Source organism: Christiangramia gaetbulicola (assembly GCF_003054225.1).
Taxonomy (GTDB): Bacteria; Bacteroidota; Bacteroidia; order Flavobacteriales; family Flavobacteriaceae; genus Christiangramia; species Christiangramia gaetbulicola.
The window spans coordinates 63,093-80,227 of sequence record NZ_QBKQ01000004.1 but is presented as its reverse complement, the minus strand read 5'-3'; the positions used below and the strand labels follow the sequence as shown (position 1 = coordinate 80,227).

The window sequence follows — 17,135 nt, the reverse complement described above, 5'->3', positions numbered from 1 at the left end:
AAGATGACCAAGAAGGCCAAACCAGAGATCAATACTTCAGACTTTCAATTTAAATGCACCTGGGAAGATGCGTTTGAAGACCAGGAATTCATCAAAACTTTCAGCACAGAAATTCTTGAGGATTATATTCTGAAAAAACGCTGGTATGCCGGGAAATCAAGCACCCTAAAATATATTGATGTCGTAGATCATGGAAAGCTCATTTCTGAAAAAAATACCTTTCATGGCGTTTTGATAGAGATCAACTTTAGTGAAGCTTTTTTTCAGGATTATTTTATTCCGTTAAGCTTTATTCCCGGTTCCAAGGAAAAACTGGAAACCAATACCATTATCGCCCCGGTAACTTTTCAAGGGGAAGAAGGATATTTGATAGATGCCCTGCATATAGAGGATTTTCGACATCTGGTATTCGATAAGATCATGGCCTACACCTCAGATCAGGAAGACGACAAGGTCATCTTTCACAGGTCTGAAACCGTTAAACCGGTAAAATATAAATCCTCTCAATTCATGGGAGGGGAACAGAGCAACACCTCGATCATCTACAATGAAAAATTCGTGATGAAATTTTTCAGAAGGATCTATACCAGTAAAAATCCGGATTATGAAATTAGCCGTTTTCTTACTGAAAAAAGCAATTTCAAGAATACGCCGGCCTACGTGGGAAGTATCAACCTGGCCCTGGACAATGGAGACACCATCACCCTTTCGCTAATGCAGGACCTTCTGGAAAACGAGGGAGATGCCTGGAAGTATATGCTACAGGAATTAAAATCGGTCTTTTCCAATCTTGAAAAGAAGAAAATAAAAGTAGCTAGCCTCCCTGATATTCGCTTATATCAAAGACAACCTATAAATACCATCCCACCCGAAATTATCGATTTCGCGGGTCTTAATATTTTCCTGAAAGTTTCTAAGCTAGCCCTGAGAACGGCAGAAATGCACATAGCCCTGGGCAGCGACATGCAGGATACAGCCTTTACTCCTACCAAGTACAATGGAGATTATGCGGTCTGGCTAAAGAACAGGCTTATTTATATGTTCCAGAACAGGCTGAATACCATTGAAAATAATATGCATAAGCTCGATGGCGAAGCCCTGAAACTGGCACATGAATTCCTGGATAAGAAAAAAGAGATCAGGGAGCATTTCTTGAATTTCGACTGGACCAAAATGAAGAGTGAACGCATCAGGATACATGGAGATTATCACCTGGGACAGGTACTGGTAGATCATGATGATTTTTATTTACTCGATTTTGAAGGTGAACCGGAAAGCACCATTCAGGATAGAAAAGTGAAGCAACCACCGTTAAAGGATGTTGCCGGGATGTTCAGATCTTTCCATTACGCCATTTACTCCACTATTTTTAATAATGCCGGTAGCTTTTCTACTTCACAGGAAGAAATGTTCAAGGCGGGTGAGGTATTATACAAATATATGATCGGTGTTTTCATGGAAACCTATGTAGATAAGGTTCAAACTGAAAATCTTAACATTGGTTATAAACAGGAAATAGAATTTTTACTGGATTATTGTCTTCTGGAAAAGGCAGTATATGAATTGGGGTATGAATTGAATTCCAGACCGCGCTGGACAATAATTCCCTTAAGAGGAATTGCCAGCATTTTAAAGAACAAGAAAAACTAAAAACCAACTATGAAAAAAGAAGTACAGGTACACTCTTTATTTTCAGATTTCGATATATCATTATTCAGAGCAGGGAAGCATTACAGGCTTTACGAAAAATTTGGCGCCCACATTATGGAGGTCAATGGTGAGAAAGGCGTTTATTTCGCCGTCTGGGCTCCTACAGCAAAAGCCGTCTCGGTAATTGGAGATTTCAACTTCTGGCTCGAGGGGGAACATCCTTTAAATGTGCGCTGGGACGAAAGTGGCATTTGGGAAGGTTTTATTCCCGGAGTAGAAAAGGGCGCAAAATATAAATACAAGATACATTCGAATAATAACGACATGAAGCTGGAAAAGGCAGATCCATATGCTTTAAAATGCGAGCATCCGCCAAATACCGCTTCTATAGTCTGGGACTTGGATTATAAATGGAAGGATAAGAAATATCTCTCCACGAGAAAAGATAAAAATTCACTGGAAAGTCCATATTCTGTCTACGAGGTGCATTTAGGTTCCTGGAGAAAGAACATGGACGAAAACCGATCGCTTACCTATACCGAGATGGCAACCGAGCTGGTTTCTTACGTAAAAGAGCTTGGGTTCACGCACGTTGAATTCATGCCTATCATGGAATATCCTTACGATCCCTCCTGGGGATACCAGTTAACCGGATATTTCGCTCCTACTTCAAGGTTCGGGACTCCGCAGGAATTCATGGAGCTTATGGATGCTTTTCATAAGGCGGGAATTGGAGTAATCCTGGATTGGGTACCTTCACATTTCCCTGAAGATAAACACGGATTAGGATTTTTCGACGGCTCCCACTTGTATGAACACCCAGACCCAAGAAAGGGATACCACCCAGATTGGAAAAGTCTCATCTTTAATTACGGAAGAAATGAAGTTCGCTCCTTCCTTATAAGCAATGCTGTTTTCTGGCTGGACAAGTACCACGTAGATGGCTTAAGAGTAGATGCAGTAGCTTCTATGTTGTACCTGGATTACTCCAGGGAAGATGGCGAATGGGAACCAAATGAACATGGAGGACGTGAAAACCTGGATGCTATAAGTTTTGTGAGAGATCTAAACACCGAAGTTTATAAAAGCTTTGAAGGGGTGCAAACCATTGCCGAAGAATCAACTTCTTTCCCCATGGTTTCAAGACCAGTAAGTCTTGGCGGACTAGGATTCGGTATGAAGTGGATGATGGGCTGGATGCACGATACTCTCGAATATTTCAAGAAAGACCCTATTTACAGGCAGTATCATCATAATGATATCAGCTTCAGCATGACCTATACTTTTACCGAGAATTTCACCCTGCCTCTAAGTCACGATGAGGTGGTCTACGGAAAAAAATCCTTGCTCGGTAGAATGCCTGGCGATGAATGGCAGAGATTTGCCAATCTAAGGTTGTTGTATTCTTATATGTTCACCCACCCGGGAGCGAAATTACTATTCATGGGCGCTGAAATTGGCCAATATGAAGAATGGAATTACAACACTAGCCTGGACTGGCATTTACTGGAGTATGAACCTCACCAGGGAATTAAAAAATTACTTACAGATCTTAATAAACTTTATAGATCGAAGCCTGCCTTGCATGAAAAGCAATTTTCAGCCGAAGGATTCGAGTGGATCGCCTACGATGATAGTCAAAATTCAGTTTTGAGCTATTTGAGAAAAGGTAAGGATCCTAAAGATGCTTTAATAGTAGTTTGTAATTTCACTCCTACCGTCTTGAAAGACTATACTATCGGCTTGCCTTCAAAAGGAAAACTGAAAGAAGTTTTCAACTCAGACGATAAGAAATACTGGGGCTCGGGCTTAAAGAACAAACCACTTAAGATCGAAGAAGTTTCCGCCCATGGAAAAGATCATTCCGCAAAAATTTCCATTCCACCATTAGGTACTGTTGTTTTTGAAATTTTATGAACAACTAAATAAAAATTCAGGAGAATAAGTTTCTTTTGTATCTATCAACAAAGATTGCAATGCTATGATTACCAATACAGAACTTGAACATAAAGGGAATTTATATCCCACCGCATTAATCACATACGAACACGACCAGGACACCATTAGTTTTATCACTAAAAACGGGGTTCGTTTACACATACAGGTGCTTCGTGACAACATGCTTAGATTAAGGTATTCCACTACTGGAATATTTGAACATGATTTTTCTTATGCCGTAGATGAAAGTCAGCCACATGGGTTTAACCAGCTACAAATTACAGAGACCGAAACGCACATCGTTATCACAACAGAGAAAGTGATCTGTAAAGTTGCGAGGGACGACATTCGAGTTGGAATGTACAATCATAGCGGCAAACCTATCCTGGAAGATGAACTTGGGTTTCACTGGGAAGAAAGCTTCGAATTTGGAGGCAATTTTGTAAAAATGAGCAAATCTTCCAAAGACCAGGAAAATTTCTTCGGCCTTGGTGATAAGCCCACCAATTTCAATCTTAAAGGAAAAAGACTGAGCCTCTGGAATACAGACCAGTATGCTTATGGAAAAGATACAACCGAGCTTTACAAGGCGGTGCCTTTTTATATGGGCTTACACGGCAACATGTCTTACGGGATATTTTTCGACAATACGTTTAAGACCCATTTCGACTTTTGCAGTGAGAGAAGAAATGTCACTAGTTTCTGGGCAGACGGAGGTGAAATGAACTATTATTTCATTTACGGTCCCCAAATGAGTGACGTCTTAACAACCTATACAGATCTTACTGGAAAACCGGAATTACCACCTATGTGGGCACTGGGCTTTCACCAGTGTAAATGGAGTTATTATCCGGAAAGCAAGGTAAAGGAGATCACTTCAAAGTTCCGGGAATTGAACTTCCCATGTGATGCAATTTACCTGGATATAGATTATATGGACGGTTTCAGATGTTTTACCTGGAACAAGGAGTATTTTCCAGATCCTAAAAGAATGGTTTCAGAATTGGAGGCAGATGGTTTCAAGACCGTGGCCATTATAGATCCTGGAATCAAAATAGATCTTAGCTACGATATTTTCAAGGAAGCTCTTGATAAAAATTATTTCTGCCGAAGAGCAGACGGCCCATATATGCGCGGAAAGGTATGGCCGGGAGAATGTTACTTCCCCGACTTTACAAATCCTGAAGTTAGGGAATGGTGGAGCGGACTGTACCGTGAATTAATAGGCGATATTGGCGTAAAAGGTGTGTGGAATGACATGAACGAGCCGGCAGTAATGGAAGTACCGGGAAAAACCTTTCCTTTAGATGTACGCCATGATTACGACGGGCATCGTTGCAGTCACCGTAAAGCTCATAATATCTACGGAATGCAGATGGCCAGGGCTACCTATGATGGAGTTAAGAAATTCAATTTCCCGAAAAGACCATTTATAATCACACGGGCAAATTATTCTGGAGGGCAGCGATACACTTCTACCTGGACCGGTGATAACGTAGCTACCTGGGAACACCTTTGGCTGGCCAACGTTCAGATCCAGAGACTGTGTATGAGCGGCATGAGTTTTTCAGGATCAGATATTGGAGGTTTTGCAGAGCAGCCTTCGGGAGAACTTTACACCAGGTGGTTGCAATTAGGGATCTTCCATCCCTTCTGCCGCGTGCACTCTTCAGGAGATCACGGGGAACAGGAGCCATGGTTCTTTGGTGAGGAAGTACTGGATATTTCAAGAAAATTCGTTGAATTGAGATATCAGCTTTTACCATATTTATACACCGCTTTCCATAATTATGTACAGGAAGGAATGCCAATATTAAAACCACTGGTCTATTTTGATCAGGAAGATGTTCAAACACATTACAGGTCTGATGAGTTTATTTTCGGAAATCAGATCCTGGTTTGCCCGGTACAGGAACCAAATGTACAGGGAAGAAGAATGTATATTCCACGCGGAAAATGGTATAACTTCTGGACAGATAAACTTGTAGTTGGAGGTAAAGAAATGTGGGTAGATGCTCCGCTAGATATTATCCCGATCTACATTAAAGAAGGTGCGGTGATTCCGAAGTATCCTGTTCAGCAATATGTAGACCAGATCAAAATGGAACAGATGACGCTGGATCTTTATTATAAACTTGGTAAGGAGAATTCAGAGTTTTACGAAGATGCCCATGATGGTTATGAGTACAGACAGAATGTTTACAGCCTGCGTACCTTTAAACTTACCGGTAAGGAAGATGAGATCATTTTACAACAACATAAGAGCGGAAAATATTCGGCACCTTATACTTCCTTTAAATTGAATTTACACGGGGTTCCTTTCGAGATCAAAAAAGTGTTCTATGAGAACGAAGAAGTGCCGCTAGATCAAATTCATTTTAATGCTGAAGAAAACTCTATGATCATAGATAAAGAATTTAGTGAACTCCACCTGGTGGGATAACCTGAAGTCTTTTTAAAAATTATTAGCCTGTCCGGAGTTATCCAGACAGGCTAATTTTTGTCAGGGCAAAATTGACTAAGTTCTTTTTTCTACAGTTTCACTAATGCCAATCCCGTAGAATTTTTTAAACGAGCTATCAAAGATCTTGGGACTGGAGAATCCAGATTTATAGGCTATCTCCATCACATTCATATCTGTGTGCTCCATCAAATCACGGGCATAATTAAGCCTGGTGAATTCCATAAAATCCTGTGGTGAAAGATCTACGAGGCTTTTAAGCTTCATAAATAAAGTATTGCTGGTAATCCCTTGGGCTGCGCTTAGATCATGCACCGTGAAATTCTCATTCTTGATATTCTGAATAATTACATCATTAAGACTCTGAATAAATTTCTTATCACTTTCTGTCCTGAATTCTGGCTGTTTATGCTCCTTATAGGACTGCACATAGGAATTTCGTAGATCTCTTTGCCAGATAAGCACCTGAGAGATCTTAGACAGTAAGGTATTAAGATCTACCGGTTTCCTTATTACTTCGGTCATCTCGTCTAACTGCATATCGTTTATCTGCTGGTCTTCATCTGCAATCAGGAAGATATTGATATGATTAAGACCAATATTCCTCTTAATCATTTTTGAAAGCTGAAAAGCATTCATTTCCGGCAGCATGGTCGCAGATATAATAATATCTGGAAAGATCATAGAGGCTTTCTCCAATCCTTCTTCAGCACTTGTTGCCTGGTAGATCTGGCAGTATTCGCCTATCCCCTTTACCAAGAATTTCCTGGTTTGGATTTCGCTTTCTATAATAAGTATCTTGCTTTCTCCAAGATGGGTTAGCCCGGTAGGAATCTCAAACTTTTCTTTTGGTTTTGCTTTTTCAGCCTTAAAGATAGCTGCTGCTCTTTCCGGAACTTTGCGGTAATCTTCCTTCCTGTTCTTTAGCACGACCGTAAAAGTAGAGCCTTCGTTCTTCTCAGTCTCATAACTAAAACTCCCTCCTGCTTTCGCTATAAGATCTTTAGCTTTTAAAATATATCTAAGTCCGCTTTTATCTCTGAAACTCGGGGAAGAGCCAACAGTCTTTTTCTTTTCAAGGATTCTGATATCACTTTCAGGGATTCCCCTTCCGTTATCGGTGATCTGCATCTTAAGATCCCCAATGCTGGTCTCAATGAGATTGATAATTATCTTACCATTCTTGAGAGAGTAACCAGCGCTACCAGAGATAAGGCTAAGCATTAACTTATCCAGCATTTCCATGTTATAATAGAAATCTGCCTCACCCCATTGATCGTTGACGATCACCTCAAGATCCTTTAAATTATAGACCGGTTCTATATCCTTCAGCAACTTAGGGAAATGAGTTTTTAAATGGATCTTCGAGATCTCGTAAACCGAACCCTGATAATTGAAATTAAGTATCTGGTTGAAAAGATCGTCGAACCTGGCAGCATATCTCTGAAGATCTTCAGTATTACCCTGTTCGGCTTCAGCAGAGATCTTGCTTAATGATTTCACAGCGCTTTCTATCGGTCTTTTGAATTCCTTTTGAAGCTGATCACGTAATTCTGCTCTTGCAGCCAATTCTGCGTTCTTAGATCTTTTAATGAAAACCACCACGAAGATACCAATCATAGCCAGCACACTAATGCCCATAAACAGGTACACGCTGCTCACGGTTCCTCCTACAGCTGCCACCTGTATATTCAAGGTTTCAGGTTTAGTCCATGCAGAACCATCCACTTTCGCTTTTACCTTGAATGTATAAAGACCGGGGGTAAGATTAGAATAATTGGCGTAGGTCAATGCCGATGGTTTGCTCCATTCATTATCAAGCCCCTCCAGTTTCCACGAATATTGAATAGCCTCAGGAGCCAGGTGCGAATATCCCGCAAAACTGATCCTGAAACCAGTGTTTTCATCCAGTTCCACCTTTTCGGTTGCAGCAAGATCTATATTAGATTTCCCCTGATCTTTTTCCTTGGGAAGAAAAAGCGAGTTGATCTCTAAACGAGGTTTAAGATCCTGTTGAGCCAACATGGTCTTAGGCTTAAAAATGTTCACTCCCTTACTGCTTCCCAACACTAAGGAACCATCCTCAAGTCTGGCAAACCCAGTAGTAAGCTCTGTAGTTGAAAGGCCATTCAATTCAGAATAAACCTTAATAGCATCTTCTTCTGGCTCATAATAAACCATTCCCTTATCTGAAGATAGCCAGTAACCGCTATCTAAATCTATCTCTATTCCGTTCAGGTTATTTGAAGGCAGACCACTTTCCTCGTTTAAAATTTTAACCTCTTCAGTTTCGAAATCATAACATAAAAGTCCAGCGCCATTAGTAGCGAATAATCCCAGCCCTTCGCGAGTGATCTTTACATCATTAATACCATAATACATCATGCCAGCACTGGCAGAAAGTTTTTCGAGGTCTTTTAATCTCCCTGTATTTGGGTCTAAAGAGTGCACACCAGAACCGGTAGCCAGAATGATCTTTCTTGGCCCGAGTTCTGCGATGGCCTGAACATTATTTACCGGGTAATTCTTTACCTGATTATTTGGTGAGATCCTGGAAACATAGCCATCCTCTCCTCCTACCCAGATATTTTTACCGGCATCTATGAACAGGGCTCTGGCCGAGTTCACTTTGATCTTATAAAGCGCTTCCTCAGAGTAATGTGCACGTAGTAAGGTGTGAATATTGATCTTGTAAATGCCATCGCTGGCAGTAGCAACCCACATATGTTCTCCCACCGCAGCCAGGTCTGTGATCTCATCGGGTTCCTCTAAATGCTTTTTATAATTAAGATTCTGAATATGTTGCCAGCGATCTGTTTCTGTATTCCAGATGCTTAAACCCTTGGCAGTTCCAAACCAGACTTTCCCGTTCGTATCTTTCTCTGTCGCGGTCACAAAATCATTAGCCAGGCTCGAATATCTGGCCGGGTCATTTTTGAGCTTTTCTACAGCAGAACCAGAAAAATTACTCAGGAACAAACCTTCTTTAGTCACCATCCATAACAGGTTCTGTTGGTTCAGGAAGATCTGATAGATATTTTCGGGATAGATGGATTCATTTTCTAACAGATTCAAATCTTTATCCAACCTTACTATGCCAGCGCCTTTGGTTGAAATAATAACCTCATCATCGAATCTTGTAATATCTGATATCTCCTTTTGAGATACAGCATAAGGCAAAGTATATACCTTCTGCATATTTTTTAGGCCGGCATCGATCTTGTAAAGACCTTTATTTAAGGTCCCAATAAGTAAGATATCATCCAGCGGCTGTAAACTGCTTATCTGAAGATCACGAAGATATCCCATGTCTATTTTGTTGAATTTTCCAGAGCGGCGGTCTATGGTCAAGAGACCATTAGGCCCTGCGAATATGATCTTATTATCAAATAAGGCTATATCTGTAGCAAGGGTATTTTCAGACAGGAACCTGGAAAGTCCGAAATCTTTTTTAGCTGAATCGATGTTCAGCTTAAAAACTCCGTTTTCTGCAGCGATCCATAATTGCTTTCCATGGTCTTCTTTCATGGCATATACCCGCCCGGTGATGTCACTTACGAATTCAAATTGATCTTTTTCAGGTTGAAAAATGGCGATTCCACTAGCTCCCGATAGCCAGGTCTTATTCTCAGAATCGGTATAGGTAGCTATGTATTCGTTGCCGATCTCCCGTGGCACGCCGCGGAATTTATTAAAATCCTGAACCTCGACTGAGTTGTATTTTATGACCTTCACCGTTGTGGTGATCCATAGATTATCCCCCAGGTCCTGTTGAATTTGCACTTCTTCGGCTTTAGAAAATGCTTCTATCGCCTTTACTCTTTGTACTGAATTTGCATTCTGCCCGATAAGCTTACCGGTAATCCCTAAAATGATCATAAAGGAAAGCAGAGTCCTGAATTTAAAATACCCCAAATCTCAAATTTTAAACTATGAAAACATTGATAATTTAGGAAATAAGAGTTTCACAAAGATCTGTTTGATAGAATTTTAGAGCTGATTTATCAAAATGATATTAACAAAATGAAGAAGGAATTTTCAGACAGAATTCGTGACCGAATATTAAAAAAGGCTAACCAAAATATACCAACGCATATCTAAGTTAGCCTTCGTGTTATCGTGTTACCGAATAACAACATATAAATTTACGAAGCTTCTTTTTTAAATCCTATACGTTTTTAAAACGTGACGAAAAATACGGGAAAACCCCCATAAATTTCAATTGTCTTTTTTTCGGTCACTATTCACCATTTTATTTACAATAAGCATTAAAGCCAGGCAGACCACTCCGAATACGATTATGATTATCGTACCTAGCGTCCAGTTTACAAGAGGAATAAAGAGTTGAGAAAGCATGTTTTAGGATTTTGATATTAGTACTGGATTATGACATTCGAATTCTGAAGAAACCTTCTCGGTTTGTTGCTTTGGAGACAGATATGGGATACCGAGGCCCATCCCCCTTAATATGAACATGATGGCAATTACACCTACAAAAACCGGGATCGCTTTGCGAATATATTTTCGGGTATTTACCGATATAAAATTTCCTATCCAGATGGCGCTGGTCATTAAAGGAATGGTTCCCAGGCCAAAAAGCATCATATACAAACTGCCTTCAAAAGCATTCCCTGCAGCCATTGCCCCAAAAACCGCCATGTAAACCAGGCCACAGGGCAGAAATCCGTTTAAGAATCCCACGGTAAAGAACGTATCGGGACGTTTTTTTCTAAGTTCCTGGCCCAGGCTGTTCTTTAATTTGCCGATCATTCTAAAACCTGAACTGGAAAAATTCAGGGAATTCTTGGAGTTTGGGATCAGGACCAGAATAAGCATGATCACTCCGGTGATGATGGATAGTTGCTGCTGCAAGCCGAAAAGGGAAAGCCCCTTTCCCACCAAACCGAAAGCCAGGCCAATTATGGCATAAGAAAAGATCCTTCCCGCGTGATACAAAAGGATCTGCAAGAGTCTTTTACTTTTAAGCTCCCTATCCAGCGGTAATAAAAAAGCTATAGGCCCGCACATCCCAATGCAATGGAAACTTCCTAAAAGTCCGAATATGAGCGCCGATAGTAACATCTAGTGGTTGATCTCTTTTTTGAAAAGGAATTCCTTTCCGTCTTGTTTCCAGTTCACACTTACGTTCCATCTGCCTCCTACCAGTTTTTCTGAAGGAACAGCAAACGTTTTAGAGTCGATCTCTGAAAATGGTATACTAAAGTCCAGTAGTTTGTTGGAAGGCCTGTAAAAATTCACCTGTCCATCCAAAACTTCCAGGTCCAATTCTTCAGGAAAATGAATAATGATCCCGGTTTTGTTATTTTCAAGAGTGATCTTTTCACCCATCCCCAGGGCATTGCGCTCTGCGTCTATATCCTGCTGATAATGCAATTCTGCCTTATAATAATCCTCCACTACGAGGTCATGATCAAATTCCTTGCTGCTCATCATGGTTACCACGAAATACATGATAAAAGAAATGAAAGCGAGCATCCCTATTACCAAACCTGTTCCCCAATTGATCTTCATAATTTCTGTTTTTAGTTCTTTTTAAACTATTTCCAATTTTGCTTATTAAAGCCTTCGACTGCGCTCCGGCTAACAATTCGTTTTATCAAAGCCTTTGCGAGCGGAATGTAATGCAGCGAAGCAATCTCTTTTATGGAGTTTTAAATCATGAGATTGCTTAAGTCTATACACTCCTTCGCTGAGACACTAGTTTTAGAATTCTTACTGAACATTTATTTCTCATATTCAAAAAATCTAACCTCCAGCTTCTAACTTCAGTACTGGACTTCGACTGCGCTCAGGCAGACTTAAACCCTTAATTTCTCAATACTCAATTCTAACTACTAAATACTAACCTCTAATTATAACTTCTAGGTCCTAAAAAAGTAGTTCCGGTAGTTTCAATTAAACGGTCACCGCTATATACCGCGATCTTCACTTTATCCTTATCGTCATTTAAAACCGACTTGTTGATCTCTATAAAAAGGGTTCCTTCAGCAAGTCCGTTTGGAGGCACATTAATATGTTCCTTTACCGTATTGATGGTTCCATTATGAGAAATCAGCCTGAATTCAACATCTTCGTACCCCACAGAGGTCTTATTAATGAGCTTATAGGTATAAACATTACTGATCATGTTATTATCCTTGTGTTCATACAGCTGCCCGGGCAATCTCAAAATATTAGCTTCGATATCACTTCTTAAAAAAAGCATTCCTGTAAGCACCGATACCAGGATAAAAAGTACCGAGGCGTAACCTTTAAGCCTTGGCGTGAACCTGAATTTTGTCTTCTTCTCAATATTTTCTTCACTGGCATATCTTATTAGACCTCTTGGAAGGTCTACCGCATCCATCATATTATTACAGGCATCTATACAGGCGGTACAATTCACACATTCCAGCTGGGTCCCGTTCCTAATGTCTATACCGGTAGGACAGACCTGTACGCACTGAAAACAGTCTATACAATCTCCCTTGCCTGTAGCCTCGCGATCCTCATTTTTTCTGAATTTTGCTCTACCCTTTTCTTTCTCTCCCCGTTTATGATCATAGGCTACAACTATAGACTTTGTATCCAGCAGAACTCCCTGTAACCTACCATAAGGACAGGCGATAATACACACCTGCTCCCTGAACCAGGCAAAAACAAAATAGAATACACCAGTAAAGATCAAAAGTGAAATAAGGGTACTAAAGTGCGCTAGCGGACCATCCTGTATATATAGCAACAACCTGTCGCTACCTATTAGATAAGCCAGGAATACGTTGGCGATCAAAAAGGAAATCACAAAGAATACGAACCATTTAAGTCCCTTTTTCCTGATCTTTTCGGCATTCCAGGGCTGTTTATCCAGCCTTATCTGTTTCCCCCGGTCACCTTCTATCCAGTATTCGATCCGGCGGAAGACCATTTCCATAAAAATGGTTTGTGGACATATCCAGCCACAAAATATCCTTCCAAAAGCGACGGTAAAAAGAACTACAAATACAACACCGATGAGCATCATTAACACGAACAGGTAGAAATCCTGTGGCCAGAAGATCTTTCCGAAGATATGGAACCTACGTTCCAGCACATTGAACATTAAGAACTGGTTCCCGTTGATCTTAATGAAAGGAGCCGAAAAAAGTATTGCCAGCAGGATATAACTTATCCATTTGCGATATTTATATAATATCCCATCGGGTTTTTTAGGGTACACCCAGGAACGTTTACCTTCAGAAGTTACCGTCCCAATACTATCCCTGAATCTTTCATTCTCCTGCTTTTCCAAAATCGAATCTTTTCGTATTAACCTCTATTGATTATTCTGCAACCGACATTTGCAGTGCTGAAATAAATCTTCAATTATTCTCAACTATTCCAGGATATTTTCTGCTTTATAATCCATTTCGATCTCTACCGAGCTGGTATCTGTCATTTCTACCTCCACCTCATCTACCCGGGCATCAGGATCTACCCAAAGTTCTCCCTGGGGTTCCTTAGCATCAGCAGGAGTGGTTCCATGCAGGCTAAGCACATAACTGGCCACCTGGGCGATCTCCTCAGGATTAAGATCTGTTTTCCAGGCCACCATCCCTTTGCCGGCTCGGCCACCTTCAGAAATTGTATTGAAAACATTTTTAATTCCTCCACCAAGGATCCAGTAAGAATCGGTTAGATTAGGCCCAATACCTCCACCACCGTCTATTTTATGGCAGGCCGCACAGTTTCCGGAGAAAATCGCTTTACCAGAATTGATATCAGCTTCCCCGGTAAGTAATTCAACGGTATTGGCATCTATAAGGCCTTTCGCATTCTTTTTGTATTCTTCTACTGCCGCTTTGGCTTCAGCTACCTCGATTAGATATTCTTCTTTCTGGGTAGATCCATCAAAGATGTGATATCTGGCCAGGTAGATTCCGGCGAAAATGATAGTTGCATAGAACCCATAAAGCCACCACGGCGGGAGATTATTATCAAGCTCTTTGATCCCATCATAATTGTGATCCAGGATGATCTCTTCCTCTTTCTCTAAAGGCTTTTTATCCAGTAATTTTTCATAGGTATTTTTAAACCAGGCGAATCGATTCTGCTCTTTTAAAGCTAATTCTTTATCATACTCTGCCCTGGCTTCTGGCTTAAGTGACATATATAAGGTTCTGTCCAGCGCAGCTACAGAGACTTCTATTGAGATCCCAATTAGGAGCACAACTCCCAGAATGAGCCAAATTATAGGATAGGCTTCGAATATATTCTGATCTCCAGTTTCCAGGGTGGCATTAGCGAGGATAATGGCCAGAGCAAGGAGACCCGCGATTCTTAATGCTGAAAATAATCTTTTCATCTGTTTATATTTATTTTTAGTGTTCGGTCAGTTGTAATTTGCCTGGTCGATTTCGATTAATTCGAAAGTGATAATGGCTTATTCCCGACCTTCTAGTTTTTTAGATTATGATCCAATTCAATATCATTATCGAGTTCCAACGGGATATCACTCACCTTTTTGATATAGTCCTTCTTAGCGGTAAACACCCAGAAGAACAGGACAGTGAAAAAGATGAAAAATATCAGCAGGGAGATAATGGGGTAGATCTCTACCCCTTCTATACTTTCTAATGGACCTTTTACGAATTTCAGCATGGTCTCAGGTTTTAGTTAGTTGATACTTGTTTTAAATCTTCGGCCTTGATATCTGTCCCCAGTCTTTGCAGGTAAGCGATAAGAGCTACGATCTCACGATCCCGCATTTCGGTAAATTCGAGTCCGTTTTCTTCAGCATATTTTTTATCTGCCTCATAACTCGAAACAAAATCGGGATCGTTATAAAGGTTCTTCTCGATCTGAGTTCCCTGCTGCGTCATTAACGCCTGGGCATTTTCTATTTCCTCATCGGTATAAGGAACACCCAGGGTTTGCATCACCCTCATTTTATTTTCGATATCAGATTTATCTAATTCATCCTGAACTATCCAGGGATAAGAAGGCATAATTGAACCTGAGGAAGTACTCTGCGGATCATACATATGGTTCAAGTGCCAGTTGTCTGAATATTTCTGGCCCACGCGATGTAAGTCGGGACCGGTTCGTTTACTTCCCCAAAGAAATGGGAAATCATACCTGTATTCTCCGGCTTTGGAATATTCGCCATAGCGTTCCACCTCACTTCTAAAAGGCCTTACCATTTGTGAGTGACAGGAAACACAACCTTCCCTGATGTAGATATCCCTACCTTCCAGTTCCAGCGGGGTATATGGTTTTACACTAGAAATAACCGGTACATATTCATCTACAATTAAAGACGGAATGATCTGTACCATCCCTCCAATTAAAATGGCAATAGTAGCGAAAATGGTAAGTTTCACCGGTCTTCTTTCTAACCAGCTATGGTATGCTTCACCAACTGTTCTTTTTCTAGTCACCGGTTGCAAGGCAGCAGCTTCAGCTAATTCGTCTTCGACGCTGCTACCCTGGCGAGCGGTTCTTACAATGTTATAAAGCATTACAAATGCACCAAGAATATAAAGGCTACCACCTATGGCACGCATCCAGTACATTGGGATGATCTCTGATACTGTTTCCAGGAAGTTTCCGTAAGTAAGAGTTCCGTCAGGATTAAATTGTTTCCACATAGACGCCTGAACGAATCCTGCGACATACATAGGCAACGCATAGATGATGATCCCCAGGGTTCCCATCCAGAAATGGGTGTTGGCCAATTTTACAGACCATAATTTAGTTTTGAACAGCCTTGGAACCAGCCAGTAGACCATACCAAAGGTCATAAAACCATTCCAGGCAAGAGCTCCCACATGTACGTGAGCAATGATCCAGTCACTAAAGTGCGCAATGGCATTCACATTTTTAAGCGAAAGCATAGGTCCTTCAAAAGTTGCCATTCCATAACCGGTAATAGCAACCACCATGAATTTAAGCACAGGATCTACCCTTACTTTATCCCAGGCACCACGAAGTGTAAGCAGCCCGTTGATCATTCCTCCCCATGAGGGGAATAGTAGCATTACAGAAAAGGCAACTCCAAGGTTCTGCGCCCAGTCTGGTAATGAAGTATATAATAAGTGGTGTGGTCCTGCCCAGATATAGATAAAAATGAGCGACCAGAAGTGTATAATAGAAAGCCTGTATGAGTAAACAGGACGGTTAGCCGCTTTCGGTACAAAATAGTACATAAGCCCTAAGAATGGTGTGGTTAAGAAGAATGCTACCGCGTTATGCCCATACCACCATTGTACCAGGGCATCCTGAACTCCAGAGTAAAATGAATAACTCTTAAATGCAGATACAGGAATTTCGACGTTATTTACAATATGAAGTACGGCAACAGTTACGAATGTGGCCAGGTAGAACCAGATCGCCACATACAGATGCCGCTGTCTTCTCTTGATCATCGTCCCGATAAGGTTAGCTCCAAAAGCTACCCAGATGATAGCAATGGCAATATCGAAAGGCCATTCTAATTCTGCATACTCTTTAGAAGAGGTGAAGCCCAGCGGTAAAGTAATCGCAGCCCCTACAATGATTAGCTGCCAGCCCCAGAAGTTAATATTACTCAGGGCATCGCTCCACATACGAGCCTTTAATAATCGCTGCGTGGAATAATAGATACCAGCAAAAAGAGCATTCCCTACAAATGCGAAGATAACGGCGTTGGTGTGCAAAGGACGAAGACGACCAAAGCTAAGCCACGAGATACCTTCGGTAATCCCCGGGAAAATGAACATAAAAGCGAGCAGTAGTCCCACGCTCATACCTATAATGCCCCAGAACATAGTGGCAATGATAAATTTCTTTACGATCTTATTATCGTAATAAAATTGCTGTACTTCCATAATTAGTTAGATTTCACTTTATTGAGAGGTTGTTTGTTTTCTGGGTCTGTTTTCACCAATTCATCATCGAAGAGCATCCTTACCGAAGGCGTATAAACATCATCATACTGTCCCTTTTTCACGGAAACTATAAAGGCGATAAAGAAGATGATAGCGACTATCACACTTATGGCCAGTAACAGGTAAATAATATTCATTTTGCTCGATTATGGGTGTAAAAGTATTTTGAGGGTCGCATGTAA

At 40.9% G+C, this 17,135-nt stretch carries 12 protein-coding genes; 3 read left to right on the top strand and 9 right to left on the bottom strand.

All coding sequences use genetic code 11. The features are described from left to right. The first annotated feature begins 3 nt into the window (after positions 1-3). From C8P64_RS15620 to C8P64_RS15610, 3 genes are all read left to right on the top strand, one after another. Entirely contained in the window at positions 4-1,650 is a 1,647-nt protein-coding gene (locus C8P64_RS15620; RefSeq protein WP_108173036.1) for a trehalose synthase, read from the top strand. Positions 1,651-1,659: 9 nt separating this feature from the next. Then, complete coding sequence (gene glgB, locus C8P64_RS15615; protein WP_108173035.1) at positions 1,660-3,567, top strand: 1,4-alpha-glucan branching protein GlgB; 1,908 nt, start codon at positions 1,660-1,662, stop codon at positions 3,565-3,567. A gap of 64 nt (positions 3,568-3,631) precedes the next feature. Next, complete coding sequence (locus C8P64_RS15610) at positions 3,632-6,031, top strand: glycoside hydrolase family 31 protein (protein WP_108173034.1); 2,400 nt, start codon at positions 3,632-3,634, stop codon at positions 6,029-6,031. Between the two features lie 75 nt (positions 6,032-6,106). Here C8P64_RS15610 and C8P64_RS15605 read toward each other — a convergent pair whose 3' ends face one another. From C8P64_RS15605 to ccoS, 9 genes are all read right to left on the bottom strand, one after another. After that, positions 6,107-9,964, bottom strand: coding sequence for a triple tyrosine motif-containing protein (locus C8P64_RS15605; RefSeq protein WP_146167231.1), 3,858 nt, complete (start codon positions 9,962-9,964; stop codon positions 6,107-6,109). A 303-nt stretch (positions 9,965-10,267) separates the two neighbouring features. After that, the gene (locus C8P64_RS16560; protein ID WP_170106675.1) at positions 10,268-10,405 is read right to left on the bottom strand and encodes a hypothetical protein; all 138 of its coding nucleotides are present in this window, start codon (positions 10,403-10,405) and stop codon (positions 10,268-10,270) included. Between the two features lie 3 nt (positions 10,406-10,408). Then, positions 10,409-11,131, bottom strand: coding sequence for a sulfite exporter TauE/SafE family protein (locus tag C8P64_RS15600; protein WP_108173032.1), 723 nt, complete (start codon positions 11,129-11,131; stop codon positions 10,409-10,411). Then, positions 11,132-11,581, bottom strand: coding sequence for a FixH family protein (locus C8P64_RS15595; RefSeq protein ID WP_108173031.1), 450 nt, complete (start codon positions 11,579-11,581; stop codon positions 11,132-11,134). A 337-nt stretch (positions 11,582-11,918) separates the two neighbouring features. After that, positions 11,919-13,337, bottom strand: a complete 1,419-nt coding sequence (gene ccoG, locus C8P64_RS15590; RefSeq protein WP_108173030.1) for a cytochrome c oxidase accessory protein CcoG — start codon at positions 13,335-13,337, stop codon at positions 11,919-11,921. 84 nt (positions 13,338-13,421) lie between these two features. Then, entirely contained in the window at positions 13,422-14,390 is a 969-nt protein-coding gene (locus C8P64_RS15585; RefSeq protein WP_108173029.1) for a cbb3-type cytochrome c oxidase N-terminal domain-containing protein, read from the bottom strand. A 92-nt stretch (positions 14,391-14,482) separates the two neighbouring features. Then, entirely contained in the window at positions 14,483-14,686 is a 204-nt protein-coding gene (locus tag C8P64_RS15580) for a CcoQ/FixQ family Cbb3-type cytochrome c oxidase assembly chaperone (RefSeq protein WP_108173028.1), read from the bottom strand. Between the two features lie 11 nt (positions 14,687-14,697). Beyond that, positions 14,698-16,893: a cytochrome-c oxidase, cbb3-type subunit I gene (ccoN, locus tag C8P64_RS15575; protein WP_108173027.1), complete on the bottom strand. Its 2,196-nt coding sequence runs from the start codon at positions 16,891-16,893 to the stop codon at positions 14,698-14,700. Positions 16,894-16,895: 2 nt separating this feature from the next. After that, the gene (gene ccoS, locus C8P64_RS15570; protein ID WP_108173026.1) at positions 16,896-17,090 is read right to left on the bottom strand and encodes a cbb3-type cytochrome oxidase assembly protein CcoS; all 195 of its coding nucleotides are present in this window, start codon (positions 17,088-17,090) and stop codon (positions 16,896-16,898) included. Between the last annotated feature and the right edge of the window lie 45 nt (positions 17,091-17,135).